Raw genomic sequence first — 20787 nt, 5'->3', positions numbered from 1 at the left:
TGCCATTATGAGCCTGATTATTGATGTTATTTCGCGAAAAACATCCGTCAAACAAACGCTGATTAATCCTGGCGACGTTACGGTTGTCATTTATGAGCCCTCCGTGGTGCAGGTTCATGCTCAGGCATCTGCTGTTGTGCGTTATGTCCGTGACGGAAATGACCTGTTGATCTATATGCAAGACGGCACGGTGATCCGCTGCAACGGTTATTTCCTGCAAGCGGCAAATACCAGCGAACAATCTCAACTGGTGTTTGCCGATGGTCAACAGCTGACACATGTCACCTTTGCCGATACCGCCGCCGGTGGCTTAGCGCCCGTTGAACTGAGCGCCCAGACTACCGCGATTGAAAGTATTGCGCCGTATCTTGATACCGTCGCTCAGACCAGCGCCTTCCCGTGGGGATGGCTGGCGGGTGCTGCGGTAGGCGGTGGCGCGCTTGGCGCATTACTGGCAAGCGGTGGCGACGACGATTCAAAAACGGAAGTGGTTAATAACCCTCCGCCACCTGCCGAGCCTGGCAACGCCACGCCATCGTTTTTGGTAACCGATAACCAGGGCGATCAACGCGGTATTCTTTCCGCCAACGATATCACCGATGACACTACGCCAACCTTTAGCGGCAGCGGACAGGTGGGGGCGACCATCCAGATTAAAGACAGCAATGGTGACACCATCGCCAGTACCCAGGTCGGTAGCGATGGACGCTGGAGCGTCGATTTGCCTACGCAAAGTGCGGGCGAACACACCTGGTCGGTGGTGCAAATTGTTGGGAGCACCATTACCAACGCCGGGTCGATAACGTTAACCATCGACAATAGTCAGGCCGCCGTACAGCTCGCCACCACCGCAGGCGATAACATCATTAACGCCAGCGAACAGGCCGCCGGGTTTACCCTTTCTGGCACTACGAGCAACCTGGCGCAGGGAACGGAACTCACCGTCACGCTAAACGGCAAAACCTACACCACCAGCGTAGGTGCTAACGGTGGATGGAGCGTGCAGGTGCCGACCGCCGATGCGCAGGCGTTAGGCGAAGGGAATCAGGCGGTGCTGGTCAGTGGGAAAGATGCCACGGGCAATACGGTCACTGGCGCGCAGCTGCTAACGGTCGATACCCAGCCGCCAACACTTGCTATCAACACCATCGCTCAGGACAACATCGTCAGTGCTGCGGAACATAACGCCGCGCTGGTACTGAGCGGCACTTCGAATGCAGAAGCGGGGCAAACAGTAACCCTGACCGTCAACGGGAAAAGCCATTCAGCAACCGTCGGTAGCGACGGAACCTGGCAAGTGACGCTGCCTGCCATGGAGGTCCAGGCACTGGCGGAGGGGAACTACGCTGTCAATGCCAGTGTCAGCGATCGGGCAGGGAACACCACCAGCAACAGCGCGAATTTCACGGTAGACACCTCAGCACCCGTGGTCAGCGTTAACACCGTGGCGGGCGACGATATTCTTAATAATGCCGAGCAGGCCGTCGCGCAGATCATCTCCGGACAAGTCAGCGGTGCTTCTCCAGGCGGTACGGTAACGGTGAAATTGGGCACTCATGTCCTGACGGGCATCGTGCTGGCAGATGGCAGCTGGAATGTGGCACTGGACCCGGCGGTAACCCGCACGCTGGATCGCGGAGCCAATACGATTTTCGTCACCGTGACAGATGCTGCAGGAAATACCGGCGCGGCGTCTCGAGCAATCACGCTGGTCGGTGTTTCTCCGTTGATCACCATTAACACCGTCTCCGGCGATGACATTATCAGTGGCGCAGAAAAAGGTGCGCCACTGACCCTTACCGGTAGCACTCAACAGGCCGAGACAGGACAAACCGTCACAGTAACCCTGGCTGGACAGAGTTTTACCACTACCGTACAGGCCGATGGCTCCTGGAGTCTGACGGTACCTGCCGCCGCGATGGGAAATCTGCCTGACGGTGCGGTGGCGATTACCGCTTCAGTGACGGATCTCAGCGGCAATACCGGCAACACCTCCCGCACCATTACCGTCGACAGCCAGGCCCCGGCCTTAAGCATCGACTCGCTGACGGCTGATAACATCATCAACGCCGCCGAAAGTGGTCAGGATCTGCAAATCACGGGCACCACCGACGCTCAGCCGGGGCAGACGGTGACCGTCACGCTTAATGGGCAGACCTATCAGGGCGTCGTGCAGTCAGATGGCACCTGGAGCGTGACCGTTCCCGCCGCCAACGTTGGCGCACTGGCTGACGGCAACGCCACGGTGACAGCCAGCGTGAACGATGTCGCGGGTAACCTGACCAGCGTCTCACGGGTGGCGCTGGTCGATGCCACGCCGCCGGTGGTGACCATTAATCCGGTGGCAACCGATAACGTCATTAACACGCCGGAACATACCCAGGCGCAAATCATCAGCGGCACGGTCACCGGCGCGCAGGCGGGCGATATTGTCACCGTTACGCTGAATGATGTGGATTACACCACGGTGGTGGATGCTTCCGGCAACTGGAGTCTGGGCGTTCCGGCCTCCGTTGTCAGCGGACTGGTGGACGGCAGTTATCCGATCAACGTTTCAGTGACTGATCGCGCCGGAAATACGGGTAGCCAGTCACTGACCGTCACGGTTGATACCGCCGCGCCGGTGATTGGCATTAACACTATCGCGGGCGATGATGTGATTAACGCCAGCGAAAAAGGGGCTGATGTTCAAATTACCGGCACCAGCGATCAGCCTGTTAATACCACCATCACCGTGACGCTGAACGGGCAAAATTACACCACCACGACCGACGCCTCCGGCAACTGGAGCGTCACCGTTCCGGCATCGGCGGTAACCGCACTGGGCCAGGCCAACTACACGGTAACGGCGGCGGTGACGAGTAATATCGGCAACAGCAACACCGCCAGCCATAACGTGCTGGTCGACAGCGCGCTGCCCGGCGTGACCATTAACCCGGTGGCAGCCGACGATGTTATTAACGCCGCCGAAGCGGGCGTAGCGCAAACCATCAGCGGGCAGGTTACCGGAGCTGCCGTTGGCGACACGGTAACCGTTACGCTGGGCGGTAATACTTACACCGCCACCGTGCAGGCCAATTTAAGCTGGAGCGTGAGCGTTCCGGCGGCGGATATTCAGGCGCTGGGTAATGGTGATTTAACGGTGAGCGCCTCGGTCACCAATCAAAACGGCAACACCGGCAGCGGCACGCGGGATATCACCATTGACGCCAATCTGCCCGGTCTGCGGGTCGATACGGTAGCGGGCGATGATGTGGTCAATATCATCGAACACGGGCAGGCGCTGGTGGTCAGCGGCAGCAGCTCAGGGCTGGCTGAAGGCACCCCGCTTACAGTTACGATTAATAATGTGGAATACACCACTGCGGTGCAGGCTGATGGTAGCTGGAGCGTGGGCGTCACGGCGGCGCAGGTTAGCGCCTGGCCTGCGGGAACAGTGACAGTTACCGTATCCGGGGAAAGTAGCGCCGGAAATCCGATAAGCATTACGCATCCGGTAACGGTCGATCTCACGCCGGCGGCGATCACCATCAACACCATCGCTACGGACGACGTGATTAACGCCGCAGAAAAAGGCGCTGATTTAACCCTTTCCGGCACCACCACGAATGTAGAACCCGGTCAAACCATCACCGTCACCTTTGGCGGGAAAAATTACACCGCCAGCGTGGCGAGCGATGGTAGCTGGACTGCCACCGTTCCTGCCGCCGATCTGGCAGCATTACCTGAGGGTAGCGCCTCCGCGCAGGCCAGCGTCAGCAATATCAATGGCAATAGCGCCTCGGCGGTGCATAACTACAGCGTCGATAGCAGCGCGCCGACCATCATTATCAATACCGTTGCCAGCGACAATATCGTTAACGCCAGCGAAGCTGATACGGGCGTGACGGTGAGCGGCAGCACCACCGCTGAAGCGGGGCAGATTGTTACGGTAACGCTCAATAGCCCGACCGTGCAGACGTATCAGGCAACGGTGCAGGCCGACGGCAGCTGGAGTATTACTATTCCGGCGGCAGATCTTGAGGCATTGACGGATGGCAGCCACACTCTGACGGCAACAGTCAATGACAAAGCGGGCAACCCGGCGAGCACCACGCATAATCTGGCGGTGGATCTCACCGTTCCGGTACTGACCATTAGCACCATTGCGGGCGATGATATTATTAACGCCGCCGAACACGGGCAGGCGCTGGTGATTTCCGGTTCCAGCACCGGCGGAGAAGCGGGCGATGTCGTCAGCGTCACGCTAAACAGTAAAACCTACACCACGACGCTGGATGCTTCCGGCAACTGGAGCGTCGGCGTTCCGGCTGCGGATGTCTCTGCGCTGGGCAGCGGCCCGCAAACCGTGACGGCGACCGTTACCGATGTGGCTGGCAACAGCGACAACGAGACGCACACGGTCACCGTTAACCTTACCGCGCCGACCATTGGCATCAACCCCATTGCCAGCGATGACGTGATTAATGCCACGGAAAAAGGCGCGGATCTGCAAATTTCCGGCACCAGTAATCAGCCCGCAGGCACCACAATTACGGTGACGCTGGACGGGCAAAATTACTCCGCCACGACGGACGCCGCAGGCAACTGGAGCACCACGGTGCCAGCCTCTGCCGTCGGTGCGCTGGGCGAAGCCAGTTACACGGTGACGGCGAACGTCACCGACAGCGCGGGCAATAGCAATTCCGCCAGCCATAACGTGCAGGTGAATACCGCGCTGCCGGGTGTCACCATTAATCCGGTGGCGACCGACGATATTATTAACGCGGCGGAATCGGGCGTGGCGCAGACCATCAGCGGCCAGGTGACGGGCGCGGCGGCGGGCGATACGGTCACCGTCACGCTGGGCGGCAACACCTACACCGCTACGGTGCAGGCTAATTTAAGCTGGAGTGTGGACGTTCCAGCGGCGGATATTCAGGCGCTGGGCAACGGCGACCTGACAGTTAACGCCTCGGTCACCAATGGCGTTGGCAACACGGGCAGCGGCTCGCGCGATATCACTATCGATGCCAATCTGCCAGGTCTGCGCGTTGATACCGTGGCGGGCGATGATGTGGTTAACAGCATCGAGCACGCTCAGGCACTGGTGATAACCGGTAGCAGCAGCGGGCTGGCGGCGGGCGCGGCGCTGACGGTGGTGATCAATAACGTCACCTATGGCGCGACAGTATTAGCCGATGGCACATGGAGCGTTGGCGTTCCGGCGGCAGACGTGGGCAACTGGCCTGCGGGGACGGTGGATATCACGGTAAGCGGCACTAACACTGCCGGAACAACCTCCACCATCACCCATCCGGTCACCGTCGATCTGGCAGCGGTGGCGATCTCCATTAACACCGTTTCCGGCGACGATGTGATTAACGCCGCCGAAAAAGGGGCAGATTTAACCCTTTCCGGCAGTACTTCCGGCGTGGAAGCGGGGCAAACCGTCACCGTCACCTTTGGCGGCAAAACCTATACCGCTACCGTAGCGGGCGATGGCAGCTGGACAACCACCGTACCCGCCGCCGATCTCAGCGCGTTACGCGACGGCGACGCCACAGTACAGGCCAGTGTCAGCAATATTAACGGCAACACGGCTTCGGCAACCCACGCCTACAGCGTCGACGCCACGGCACCGACGCTTGCCATTAACACTATTGCCACAGACGATATTCTTAACGCCGCTGAGGCGGGCAATCCGTTAACCATCAGCGGCACCAGCACCGCCGAAGCGGGGCAAACGGTAACCGTCACGCTTAATGGTGTGGCTTACATCGGCACCGTTCAGGCGGGCGGTAGCTGGAGCGTCAGCGTGCCGACAACAGATCTCAGCAATCTGACCGCCAGCCCGTACACGGTCAGCGCCTCGGTAAGCGACAAAGCGGGTAACCCGGCGACCGCCACTCACGGCCTGTCGGTGGATCTCACCGTGCCAGTTTTAACCATTAACACCGTCTCCGGCGATGACATCATTAACGCCGCCGAACACGGACAGGCGCTGGTGATCTCCGGTTCCAGCACTGGCGGGGAAGCGGGCAATGTCATCACCATCACGTTAAACAGTAAAACCTACACTACCACGCTGGACGCCTCCGGCAACTGGAGCGTCGGCGTTCCGGCAGCAGACGTCACTGCGCTGGGCAGCGGCCCGCAAACCATCACTGCGGCAATTACCGATGCGGCAGGCAACAGCGATGATGCCAGCCGCACGGTCACCGTGAATCTCACCTCGCCAACGATAGGTATCAATACTATCGCCACCGATGATGTGATTAACGCCACAGAAAAAGGCGCGGATCTGCAAATTACTGGCACCAGTAATCAGCCCGCAGGCACCACCATTACAGTGACGCTGAACGGACAAAATTACACCGCTACCACCGATAGCAGTGGCAACTGGAGCGCCACGGTGCCAGCGTCAGCGGTTAGCGCGTTGGGTGAAGCTAACTACACAGTAACCGCGAACGTCACCGATAGCGCGGGCAACAGTAATTCCGCCAGCCATAATGTGCTGGTCAACAGCGCCTTACCTGGCGTTACCATTAACGCAGTGGCAACCGATGACATTATTAACGCCGCCGAAGCGGGCAGTGCGCAAACCATCAGCGGCCAGGTAACGGGCGCGGCGCAGGGAGATACGGTCACCGTCACGCTGGGCGGCAACACCTACACCGCCACTGTGCAGGCTAATTTAAGCTGGAGTGTCAGCGTTCCGGCGGCGGATATTCAGGCGCTGGGTAACGGCGACCTGACAGTTAACGCCTCGGTCACCAACATCGTGGGCAACAGCGGCAGCGGCTCGCGCGATATCACTATCGATGCCAATCTGCCTGGTTTGCGGGTCGATACCGTGGCGGGCGATGATGTTATTAACAGCATTGAGCATAATCAGGCGCTGGTGATAACAGGTAGCAGCACCGGGCTGACGGCAGGAACGGCATTAACAGTCGTGATTAACAACGTCACTTACGCTGCCACGGTGTTAGCTGATGGTACATGGAACCTCGGCGTTCCGGCGGCAGACGTCAGCAACTGGCCTGCGGGGACGGTGGATATCACGGTAAGCGGCACTAACAGTGCCGGAACAACCTCCACCATTACCCATCCGGTTACCGTCGATCTGGCGGTGGTCGCCATAACCATTAACACTCTCTCCGGCGATGATGTGATCAATGCCGTCGAAAAAGGCGAAACGCTGGTGGTGAGCGGCAGTACCAGCGGTGTAGAAGCCGGGCAGACGGTGACCGTCACTTTTGGCGGTAAAAATTACACCACCACTGTGGAAGCCAACGGTAGCTGGACGGTGAATGTGCCGCCTGCCGATCTCGCTGCGTTGCCGGACGGCGCGGGCAACGTGCAGGCGAGCGTCAGCAACATTAACGGCAACAGCGCCCAGGCCGATCGCGCGTACAGCGTCGATGCCGCCGCGCCGCTTGTGACCATCAACACCATCGCCAGCGACGATATTCTCAACGTGAGTGAAGCGGGCGCGGGGATAACCATCAGCGGCACCACCACGGCGCAGGCCGGGCAGACGCTGACTGTCACGCTCAATAACAATACGTACCAGACTACCGTCCAGGCCGATGGCACTTGGAGTGTGAACGTTCCGGCGACAGATTTAAGCGGATTAACCGCCAGCAGTTATACCGTGACCGCCACGGTGAGCGACAAAGCGGGCAACCCGGCAAGCGCGGATCATGCACTGGCGGTGGACGTTACCGCGCCGGATCTCACCATTAATACCGTCGCGGGCGATGACATTATCAACGCCATCGAACATGGTCAGGCGCTGGTGGTGAGCGGCACCAGTACGGGCGCGGCGGCGGGCGATGTGGTCACGGTTAATCTGAACGGTAAAAACTACACCACAACGCTGGACGCCTCCGGTAACTGGAGTGTGGGTATTCCGGCGGCGGATGTCACGGCACTGGCAACCGGTAGCCAGACCATCACCGCCAGCCTGAGCGATCGCGCGGGCAACAGCGACAGCACGACTCACGATGTGACCGTTGATCTCAGTGGCCCGACGCTGACCATTAACACTGTCTCCGGTGATGACATTATTAATAATGCGGAGAAGACCCAGGATCTGATCATCAGCGGCGTCTCCAGCGGCCTGGCGGCAGGCACTACGGTCACCGTGATGTTGAACGGCCTGGCGTACAGCGCCACCACCGACGGCTCCGGCAACTGGAGCGTTACCGTGCCGGCTTCGGCGGTCGGCGCACTGGGCGAGGCGGTTTATTCGATTAGCGCCAGCGCCACCGACAGCGCGGGTAACAGCGGTAGTACTACCCATACGGTGAATGTCGAATCGCTCCTGCCAGGGGTAATCATTAATACTGTGGCGGGTGATGACATTATCAACGCCGCTGAAATCGCCGTTAACCAGACCCTCAGCGGACAGGTTACGGGGACGGCAGCAGCAGGAGATTCGGTCACTGTCACGCTCGGCGGTAATCAATACATTGCCACCGTGCAGCCAGATTTAAGCTGGAGCGTCAGCGTACCTGCGAACGTTTTGCAGGCGCTGGGCAACGGAGAACTGACCATCAGCGCCTCGGTGACTAATGGCGTGGGTAATACTGGCACCGCGACGCGCGACATCGTGATAGATGCCAACTTGCCAGGTCTGCGGGTTGATACCGTGGCAGGCGATGATGTGATTAACAGCATTGAGCACGTTCAGGCACTGGTGGTCACCGGTAGCAGTACCGGACTGGCGGCGGGGGCGGCGTTGACGGTGGTTATCAATAGCGTCACCTACGGCGCAACGGTACTCGCCGATGGCACCTGGAGCGTCGGTGTTCCGGCGGCAGATGTCACAAACTGGCCTGCGGGGACGGTCAATATTGCCGTCTCTGGCACTAATACCGCCGGAACCACAACCAGCATTAGCCATCCGGTGACCGTCGATCTTGCGGCCGTGGCGATTACCATCAACACCCTTTCCACTGACGATGTGATAAACGCCGCCGAGAAAGGCACTGATTTGCAGCTTTCCGGCACCACCTCAGATGTGGAAGCGGGGCAGACTATTACCGTTATTTTCGGTGGCAAAAGCTACATCACCACGGTTGCCGCGGATAATACCTGGGGGCTGACGATCCCAGCCGCCGATCTCGCAACCTTGCCGGATGGCGCAGCAAACGTCCAGGCCAGCGTCAGCAACGTCGCGGGTAACAACGCCCAGGCAACGCATGTTTATAGCGTCGATGCCACCGCGCCCTCCGTTACTATCAACACCATCGCCAGCGACGATATTCTTAATGCCACCGAAGCGGGATCGGCGCTGACTATCAGCGGCACCAGCACCGCAGAAGCCGGGCAGACAGTGACCGTGACGCTAAACGGCGTCAATTACAGCGGCAACGTGCAGACAGACGGGAGCTGGAGCGTCAGCGTACCAACTGGCGATTTAGCCGACCTTACCGCCAGCCCCTATACGGTGAGCGCGGCGGTCAGCGACAAAGCGGGCAACCCAACCTCGGCAACGCATAACCTGACGGTGGATCTTGCCGCTCCGGTCGTCACCATTAACACGGTAGCGGGCGATGACATCATTAACGCCACGGAACATGCTCAGGCGCAGATTATCAGCGGCTCGGCAACGGGCGCGACGACGGGTAACACGGTTTCCGTGACGATTGGCACGACCACCTACACCACCGTGCTGGACGCCAACGGCAACTGGAGCATCGGTGTGCCTGCCAGCGTGATTTCCGCGCTGGCCCAGGGCGATGTGACCATTACCGCCACGGTTACCGACTCCGCAGGCAACAGCGGCACGGCCTCGCACACTGTCAGCGTGGCGCTCGGTGCACCGATACTCGCCATTAACACCATCGCCGTCGATGACATCATCAACGCCACGGAGAAAGGCGCGGATCTGTCGATTTCCGGCACCAGCAACCAGCCTGCGGGCACGCAGGTAACTGTTACGCTCAACGGGCAAAATTACACCACCACTGCCGATGCTTCCGGGAACTGGAGCGTGACTGTTCCGGCGTCTGCGGTTGGTACGCTCGGTGAAGCGACTTATACGGTGACTGCCGCCGCAACCGATGTTGATGGCAATAGCGGTTCCGCCAGCCATAACGTGCAGGTTAATACCGCGCTACCGGGCGTCACCATTAACGTTGTGGCAACGGACGATATTATTAACGCCGCCGAAGCGGGGGCAACTCAAACTATCAGCGGGCAGGTCACGAGGGCCGCGGCGGGCGATACGGTGACCGTGACGCTCGGTGGGGCGACTTACACCGCTACGGTACAGGCAGACTTAAGCTGGAGTGTCGATGTTCCGGCTTCGGCGTTACAGGCGTTGGGCAACGGAGAGCTGACCATTTCGGCTTCGGTAACGAACAGCGTAGGCAATACCGGTAACGGCACGCGCGAAATCACCATAGACGCGAATCTCCCCGGTCTGCGGGTCGATACCGTGGCGGGCGATGATGTGGTTAATAGCATCGAGCATGGTCAGGCACTGGTGATAACCGGTAGCAGCAGCGGGCTGGCGGTGGGCGCGGCGCTGACGGTGGTGATCAATAACGTCACCTACGGCGCGACGGTATTAGCCGATGGCACCTGGAGCGTCGGCGTTCCGGCGGTAGATGTCAGCGCCTGGCCTGCGGGGGCGTTGACGATTACGGCGAGCGGCAGCACTACAGCCGGAAACCCGGTGAGCGTTACGCATCCGGTGACTGTCGATCTCTCGGCGGTGGCGGTCAGCATCAACGCCATTACCGCCGATGATGTGATTAACGCCGCTGAAAAAGGCGCGGCATTAACGCTCTCCGGCAGCACCTCTGGCGTGGAGGCCGGGCAAACGGTCACCGTGACCTTTGGCGGTAAAACCTATACTGCAAGTGTCGCGGCGAATGGTTCCTGGAGCACCACGGTTCCGGCGGCGGATATGGCAGCCCTGCGTGATGGTGATGCCAGCGCGCAGGCCAGCGTCAGCAACGTTAACGGCAATAGTGCCACCACTACCCACGCTTACAGCGTCGATGCCACCGCGCCAACGGTGACCATTAACACCATTGCGGGCGACGATATTCTTAACGCCGCCGAAGCGGGTGCGGCGCTGACCATCACCGGCAGCAGCACGGCGGAAGCCGGGCAGACGGTGACCGTCACGCTCAATGGCGCAAACTATACTGGCACGGTACAAACGGACGGCAGCTGGAGTATCAGCGTACCGCCAGCCGACTTAAGCGCTCTGACCGCCAGCATCTACACCGTCAGCGCGGCGGTGAGCGACAAGGCCGGAAACCCGACCTCGGTTAACCACAACCTGACGGTGGATACTTCCGTTCCGGTCGTCACCATCAACACGGTGGCAGGCGATGATGTGATCAACGCGACGGAACACGCCCAGGCGCAGATCATTAGCGGCTCTGCCACGGGGGCGGCAACCGGTAGCACCGTGACGGTGACTATCGGCTCAAATACCTTCACCACCGTGCTGGATTCCAGCGGTAACTGGAGCATCGGCGTTCCGGCAAGCGTCGTCTCGGCGCTGGCGAACGGCACGGTGACCATTAACGCCAGCGTCACCGATGCCGGGGGTAACAGCGGCAGCGCCACCCATCAGGTGACGGTCAATACCGGGCTGCCGACCATTACCTTTAACGCCATCAGCAGCGATAACGTCCTGAACGCCGATGAAAAAGGCCAGCCGTTGACCATCAGCGGTAGCAGTACGGGGCTGGCGACCGGCGCACAGGTTACCGTCACGCTCAACGGTCATAACTACAGCGCTACCACCGACGCAGCAGGCAACTGGACCTTAACCGTGCCGGTGAGCGATCTGGCGGCCTTAGGTCAGGCTAACTATACCGTCAGCGCCAGCGCCACCAGTGCGGCAGGCAACACCGCCAGCAGCCAGGCGAATTTACTGGTCGACAGCGGCCTGCCAGGCGTCACCATCAATACCGTGGCGGACGACGATATTATCAACGCCGCCGAAGCCGGGGCCGATCAAACCATCAGCGGGGTGGTGACCCGTGCCGCCGCTGGCGATACAGTTACCGTGACGCTGGGCGGTAACACTTACACCGCTACGGTACAGGGCAACTTAAGCTGGAGCGTCAGCGTTCCGGCAGCCGATCTCCAGGCGTTGGGCAATGGTGATTTGACCATTACCGCCTCGGTCACCAACGCGAATGGCAACACCGGCAGCGGCACGCGAGATATCACCATTGACGCCAACCTGCCAGGTCTGCGCGTGGATACCGTCGCGGGCGATGATATCGTCAACAGCATCGAACATGGGCAGGCGCTGATAATCACTGGCGGCAGTAGCGGCCTGAATGCAGGCGCCGCGCTGACGGTCACCATCAACGGTGTGGCCTATGCTGCCACGGTACAGGCAGACGGGAGCTGGAGCGTCGGCATTCCAGCAGCAAGCGTCAGTGCATGGCCTGCGGGGCCGTTAACCGTTGAAGTGACAGGCCAGAGCAGCGCCGGAAACCCGGTCAGCGTCAGCCATCCGTTCACCGTCGATTTAACGGCTGTGGCAATCAGCATCAACACCGTTGCCAGCGACGACGTGATTAACGCCGCCGAAAAAGGCACCAATCTGACCCTTTCTGGCAGCACCAGCGGAATTGAAAGTGGGCAAACCGTTACCGTCACTTTTGGCGGCAAAAACTACACCGCCAGCGTCGCCGCCAACGGTAGCTGGAGCGTGAACGTTCCAGCGGCAGATCTGGCAACCTTGCCAGACGGCGCGGCGAACGTGCAGGCCAGTGTCAGCAGCGCGAGCGGCAACAACGCGTCGGCAACTCATGCGTATAGCGTTGACGCCAGCGCACCGACGCTCACCATTAATACCATCGCCAGCGATGACATCCTTAACGCCACGGAGGCGGGAAGCCCGCTCACCATCAGCGGCACCAGCACCGCCGAAACCGGGCAGACGGTCACCGTCACCCTTAACGGCGCAACTTACACCGGTAATGTACAGGAGGACGGTAGCTGGAGCGTCAGTGTTCCCACTTCAGCCCTGGGCGCGCTGAGTGCAAGCAATTACACCGTCAGCGCCACGGTCAACGACAAAGCGGGTAACCCCGGCAGCGCCAGCCACAATCTGGCGGTAGACACCACCGCGCCGGTTCTCACCATTAACACCGTGGCGGGCGATGACATCATCAACGACGCCGAACACGCCCAGGCGCTGGTGATCTCCGGTACCAGCACGGGCGGGGAAGCGGGCGATGTGGTGAGCGTTGTGCTCAATGGCAAAACGTATACCACGACGCTGGATGCCTCCGGCAACTGGAGCGTTGGCGTTCCAGCAGCGGATGTTGCGGCACTCAGTAGCGGCGCACAGACCATCACCGCCAGCGTCAGCGATCGGGCGGGCAACAGCGACGACGCCAGCCGAACCGTCACCGTTAACCTCACCGCGCCAGCGATTAACATCAACACCATCGCGGGCGATGATGTGATCAACGCGGCGGAAAAAGGATCTGATCTGGCGCTTTCCGGCACCAGCGATCAGCCTGCGGGTACGGCGATCACCGTCACCCTGAACGGACAAAACTACAGCGCCACCACCGATGCCTCCGGCAACTGGAGCGTCACCGTGCCCGCCTCGGCGGTCAGTGCACTGGGCGAAGCCACCTACAGCGTGACGGCGAGCGTCACCAACGCCCAGGGCAACAGCAGTACTGCCAGCCATAATGTGCAGGTCAATACCGCGCTGCCGGGCGTCACCATTAATCCGGTGGCGACGGACGATATTATCAACGCTTCAGAGGCGGGCAGCGCGCAAACTATCAGCGGCCAGGTAACCGGGGCGGTGGCGGGCAGCACCGTCACCGTTACGCTGGGCGGTAAAACTTACACCGCCACTGTCCAGCCAGATTTAAGCTGGAATGTAAGCATACCAGCCGCTGACTGGCAGGCGTTAGGTAACGGTGAATTAACGGTTAACGCCTCGGTGACCAACGCCGTTGGCAACACCGGCAGCGGCATGCGTGATATCACCATCGATGCCAGTCTGCCCGGTCTGCGGGTGGATACCGTCGCAGGCGATGATGTGGTCAATATCATCGAACACGCTCAGGCGCAGGTGATCACCGGGAGCAGCTCCGGCTTTACGGCAGGTACGGCGCTGACCGTGGTGATAAATAACCAAACTTATGCCGCCACGGTGTTGGCGAACGGCACCTGGAGCGTCGGCGTTCCGGCGGCGGATGTCAGCAACTGGCCTGCGGGAACGCTGAATATTACCGTTAGCGGGGCGAACAGTGCCGGAACACAAACCAGCATTACCCATCCGGTGAGCGTTGATCTCACTACCGTCGCTATCAGCATGAACAGCATCACCAGCGATGATGTGATTAACGCCACTGAAAAAGGTGCGGCGCTAACGCTCTCCGGCAGCACGTCCGGCGTCGAAGCGGGACAAACCGTTACTATTACCTTTGGCGGCAAAACCTACACCACCACGGTGGCGGCAAACGGTAGCTGGAGCACCACCGTTCCGACTGCGGATTTGGCGGCTCTGCGTGACGGCGATGCCAGCGCCCAGGTGCGGGTGACTAACGTCAACGGCAACAGTGCCACGGCAACGCATGAATACAGCGTCGATAGCGCCGCGCCAACGGTGACCATCAACACCATTGCCAGCGATAACATCATCAACGCCAGCGAAGCGGCGGCGGGCGTCACGGTGTCCGGCACCAGCACCGCGGAAACCGGGCAAACGCTCACCGTCACGCTAAACGGCACTAACTACCAGACCACGGTGCAGGCAGACGGCAGCTGGAGCTTAACGCTGCCTGCCAGTGACTTAACCGCACTTGCCAATAACGGCTACACCCTGACCGCCACGGTCAGCGATCTGGCGGGTAACCCTGGCAGCGCCAGCAAAGGCGTCACCGTCGATACCACCGCGCCCGTCATCAGCTTCAACACCGTGGCAGGCGATGACGTGATTAACAACGTCGAACACGCTCAGGCGCAGATTATCAGCGGCACCGCCACGGGCGCGGTGGCGGGTGACCGCCTGGTGGTGACCATCGCAGGGCAGCAGTATGTCACCAGCACCGATGCCAGCGGCAACTGGAGCGTTGGCGTGCCAGCCAACGTGGTTTCCGGCCTTGCAGACGGCACGGTGACCATCAGCGCCACCATCACCGATAGCGCAGGCAACAGCAGCACGCAGACGCACAACGTGCAGGTCAATACGGCGGTGGTGTCGCTCTCAGTCAGCACCATCAGTGGCGATAATATTATTAACGCCGCCGAAGCAGGCAGTGCGCTGACCCTGAGCGGCACTGGCACTAATTTCGCGACAGGCACGGTGGTGACCGTGTTGCTTAATGGCAAGGGCTACAGCGCCACCATTCAGAACAACGGGAGCTGGAGCGTGAATGTGTCGGCGGCAGACGTCGCGGCACTGGCGGATGGCACCAGCTACACGGTTAGCGCCTCCGCCCAGGACAGCGCAGGAAACAGCGCCACGGCCTCGCGCAGCGTGGCGGTGGATCTCACCGCACCGGTTATCAACATTAATACCGTTTCGACGGATGACCGACTCAACGCCGCCGAACAGCAGCAGCCGTTAACCCTTAACGGCTCGACCAGCGCGGAAGTGGGGCAGACGGTCACTGTCACCTTTGGCGGCAAAACCTATACCGCTACGGTTGCCGCCAATGGCACCTGGGCGCTGAACGTGCCTGTGGCGGATCTGGCAGCACTCGGGCAAGGCGCGCAGACCATCACCGCCAGTGTGAACGACCGTGCGGGTAACCCCGGTCAAACCACGCACGCCCTGACTGTTGACACTGTTGCGCCGACGGTCACCATCGCTACGGTGGCGGGTGACGATATTATCAACAACGCCGAGCAGCTTGCCGGGCAGACCATCAGCGGCACCACCACCGCCGAAGCGGGCCAGACGGTGAGCGTCACCTTTAACGGTCAGAGCTGGACTGCAACGGTCGGCAGTGGCGGAAGCTGGTCGGTGTTTATTCCGGCGCAGCAGTTTGCCGGATTAAGCGACGGCAGCTACACCATTAGCGCGACGGTCAGCGATCAGGCCGGAAACCCCGGTAGCGCCAGCCGTGGCGTGACGCTGAACGGCGATGTGCCCACCGTCACCATCAACACCTTTGCGGGCGACGATGTGGTGAACGCGGCGGAACACGGCACATCGCTGGTGATCAGCGGCACTACCACCGCGCCGGTCGGGCAGACGCTGACCCTGACCTTAAACGGCAAAACCTACACCACCACGGTACAGACCGGCGGTAGCTGGAGCTACACCCTCGGCAGCGCCGATGTCACCGCGCTGGCGGACGGCAACGCCTACGTGATTAACGCCTCGGTGAGCAACGCTATCGGCAACATCGGTAGCAGCAATCACACCATTACTGTCGATCTCAGCGCCCCGGCGATGGGCATTAGTATCGATTCCCTGCAAGCCGACACTGGCCTTAGCGCCAGTGACTTTATCACCAGCGTCAGCCCGGTGGTGGTCAACGGCTCGCTCACCGCCGCGCTTGCCAGCAACGAGACGGCGCAAATCAGTATCGACGGCGGTGTAACCTGGACCACGCTTACCGTTACCGGCACGACCTGGCGCTATAACGACAGCCGCACGCTGACCGATGGTAACTATCTCTATCAGGTGCGGGTGATTGATGCGGCGGGCAACGTCGGGGCGACTGATAGCCAGAATGTAGTGATCGACACTACTGCGCCAGATCCCGCGGTGAAAACCATCGCCATTAGCGCGATCACCACCGATACAGGTCTGATTACTAATGATTTTGTCACCAGCGACACGACGCTTGCGGTGAGTGGTACGCTCGGCGCGGCACTCTCTGCTGGTGAGTTCGCGCAAATCAGTATCGATGGCGGCACCACCTGGCAGAATCTGGCGGTAAATGGATTAACCTGGACTTATCTTGACGGGCGCACGCTGACCGACGGTAACTACAACTATCAGGTACGGGTGATCGACACCGCCGGAAATATCGGCGCGACCGCCAGCCAGATAGTCACCGTGGATACCACCGCGCCGCTGGCGAGCAAAACCATCGTCATTGCGGGCATCAGCGATGACTCCGGGTTAAGCAGCAGCGATTTTGTGACCCGTGACACTACGCTGACCGTGCGCGGGACGCTCGGCGCGGCGCTGGCGGCAGATGAACGGGCGCAAATCAGCCTCGACGGCGGCGTTACCTGGACCACCTTAACCGTTATCGGCACCAACTGGAGCTATGCCGATGGTCGCACACTGACCGACGGCACCTGGAACTACACGGTGCGGGTGGTGGATCTGGCGGGGAACGTCGGGCAGACCGCGACGCAAAATGTGGTGGTCGACACTACCAGCCCGGAAGCAGCGAAGAGCATCACGATTACCGGCATCAGCGATGACACCGGAGCCAGCAGCAGCGATTTTATTACCAGCGACACCTCGCTTACCGTGCGCGGCGTACTGGGCGCGGCGCTCGGCGCTAATGAGTTCGCGCAAATCAGCACCGACAACGGTGCAACCTGGGTGAACGTGACCGTTGCCGCAGACGGTCTGAACTGGACATATGTGGACGGGCGTACGCTGACCAACGGCACCACCACCTGGCAGGTGCGGGTGGTTGATTTAGCGGGCAACGTTGGCGCAACCGGCAGCCAGTCGGCGCAGATTGACACCGTTAACCCGGCGCAGGTGCTCACCATCGCCAGCATCAGCACCGATACGGGGAGTTCGGCCACCGACTTTATCACCAGCGATACCACGCTCACACTGACCGGTTCGCTGGGGGCGGGGCTTGCCAGCGGCGAAGTGGCGCAGATTAGCCTCGATGGCGGCGCGACCTGGACCACGCTCACCACCAACGGTACGCAGTGGACTTACACTGACAGCCGCACGCTGACCGACGGCAGCTACGTTTATCAGGTACGGGTGCTGGATCTGGCGGGAAATACAGGTCCGGTGGTATCGAAAACGGTGGTGGTCGATACGATTAACCCCACCGCCACGCCGACCATTGTGTCGTATACCGATGATGTCGGGCAGCGGCAGGGGACGTTTAGCAATTCGCAGGCCACCGACGACACCACGCCGTTGCTGAACGGCGTGCTCTCTGCGCCGCTTGCCAGCGGTGAAGTCGTTTACCTCTACCGTAACGGTCTGCTGTTAGGTGCGGTAACGATGGTCGGCGCGCTGAACTGGACTTACAGCGACAGTGGTCTGGTCAGCGGTGCCTATACCTACAGCGCACGAGTGGTGGATCTGGCCGGGAATATCACCTCCTCCAGTGATTTTGTCCTGACGGTCGATACCTCTATTCCGACCACGCTGGCGCAAATCACCAATCAAACCACACGCGATACCACGCCGATTATCAGCGGCGTAATCACGGCGGCACTTGCCAGTGGGCAGTATGTTGAAGTGGTGATCAACGGCAAAACTTACACCTCGCAACCGGGCGGTGCGGTGGTGGTCGATCCGGCGCACAACACCTGGTATGTGCAACTGCCGGATACCGACGCGCTGGCGGCGTCTGCGACCGCCTATAACGTCACCGCGCAGGTGAAAAGCTCGGCGGGTAACGGTAACACCGCTAACGTCAGCACTGGCACGGTAACGGTTAACGCAGCGATTGATTACACACCGACCTGGACCACCACCAGCAAATCTACCGCATGGGGGCTGACCTACGGCCTCGATACGCACGGGATGTGGACAGTGCTGGCCAACCAGCAAATTATGCAATCCACCGATCCGCTCACCTGGTCGAAAACCGCCCTGACGCTGGTGCAAAGTGGCAACAACTATGCCACCAGCTCCATCGCCGATTACAACCGTAACGGTACGGGCGATCTGTTTATTACCCGTGATGACTACGGCACGGGGTATATCAACGGCTTTACTAATAACGGCGATGGTACGTTTTCCAGCGCCATCCAGGTGAACGTTGGCACCCTGACGTGGTATGGCTCGATTGTGGCGTTCGATAAAGAGGGCGACGGTTATCTTGATTTCTGGATTGGCGACGCCGGTGGACCGGACTCTAATACCTTCCTGTGGAACAACGCCGGCACCCTGACAGGCAACTCCACCACCGCTAATAACGGGGGGAGTGCTACGGTCGGTGGGGCGGTAACCGGTTATCTGTCACTCAACGAAGGTTCCGGTGTCGATCTTAATAATGACGGCAGAATTGATCTGGTTCAGCACACTTTCAACCTGAACAACAACTTCACCCTCTCATCGTTGATAAGTCAGGGCAATGGCACCTTCGTCTGGGGACAAAACACCGTCAATACTTTCCTCAGTAGTCCTGGCTCGGGGGGAAACTCGACATCCGTTTCCATGACATGGGCCGATTTCGATGGTGACGGCGATATGGATCTCTTCCTGCCCGCCAGCCAGGGAAGAGCTAACTACGGCTCGCTGTTATTCAACACCAACGGCGTGCTGGGTAGCCCGGTGGCGGTGGGCGCGACGGCAACCACCTATGCCAGTCAATTCAGCCTGGCCGTCGACTGGGATCATGACGGGTTAATGGATATCGCCCGTATCGCCCAGACCGGGCAGTCGTATCTTTATACTAACGTCAGCAACGCCAGTAACTGGACACAATCGGCACTCGGTGGCAGCCAGAGCGGCACCACCAGCGGCGTGGCGGCAATGGACTACGACTGGGACGGCGCGGTGGATGTGCTGGTAACCAAACAGTCGGGCAGCGTGTTCCTCATCCGTAACACTAACACGGTGAGCTACGGCACCTCGCTGCACCTGCGTATCACCGATCCTAACGGTATTAACGTCTATTACGGCAATACCGTGAAGCTGTACAACTCGGCGGGCGTGCTGGTTGCCACACAAATCATCAACCCGCAGTCGGGGATGGGCGTTAACGACACCTCGGCGCTGGTCAACTTCTACGGACTTAACGCTGGAGAAACCTACAACGCGGTGCTGATCAAATCCACCGGCACTACCGCCAGCAATATCGACCAGACGGTGAATACCAGCTGGGGCGGCTTACAGGCCAACGATGCTACTCACGCTTACGATCTCAGTGCTGAAGCGGGTACGGCGAGCAACAACGGCAAGTTTGTCGGCACTGGCTATAACGACACCTTCTTCGCCACCGCAGGCACCGACACCTACGACGGCTCCGGCGGCTGGGTGTACAGCTCCGGCACAGGAACCTGGCTGGCGAACGGCGGCATGGACGTGGTCGATTTCCGTCTCTCAACGGTGGGCGTGACCGCTAACTTAAGCGTCACCACCGCCCAGGCCACAGGTTTTAATACCTCGACATTTACCAATATCGAGGGGATTTCCGGCTCGAATTTTAATGACACTCTGACCGGCAGCAGCGGCGATAACCAACTGGAAGGGCGCGGCGGTAACGACACCATTAATATCGGTAACGGCGGTCACGACACCTTGCTCTATAAACTGCTCAGCGCCAGTGACGCTACCGGCGGCAACGGATCGGACGTGGTGAATGGCTTTACGGTAGGCACCTGGGAAGGCACCGCCGACACCGATCGCATTGATATTCGTGAACTGTTACAGGGCAGCGGCTACACCGGAAACGGCAAAGCCAGCTATGTCAACGGCGTGGCAACGCTGGATGCGCAGGCCGGAAACATCGGTGATTTTGTCAAAGTCACCCAGAGCGGCAGCGACACCATCGTGCAGATCGACCGTGACGGCACGGGCGGCGGCTTTGCGACAACTAACGTGGTCACGCTGACGGGCGTGCATACCGACCTCGCCACCTTACTGGCGAATCATCAGTTGATGGTGGTGTAGAG

Annotated in this window: 1 protein-coding gene; it reads left to right on the top strand. The window is 60.1% G+C overall.

Translation table 11 applies throughout. From position 1 onward, the window contains the following. The first annotated feature begins 7 nt into the window (after positions 1-7). Positions 8-20785 (top strand): BapA-related adhesin SiiEA, encoded by a 20778-nt coding sequence (gene siiEA, locus FQ015_RS22155; protein WP_160524507.1) that lies wholly within the window; start codon positions 8-10, stop codon positions 20783-20785. Positions 20786-20787 lie beyond the last annotated feature (2 nt).

Origin of the sequence: Escherichia sp. HH26CH (assembly GCF_009820205.1) — a bacterium.
In the GTDB taxonomy this organism is placed as follows: domain Bacteria; phylum Pseudomonadota; class Gammaproteobacteria; order Enterobacterales; family Enterobacteriaceae; genus Escherichia; species Escherichia coli_F.
The sequence above is the reverse complement of the archived record's forward strand: the minus strand, read 5'-3'. Positions and strand labels throughout refer to the sequence as shown.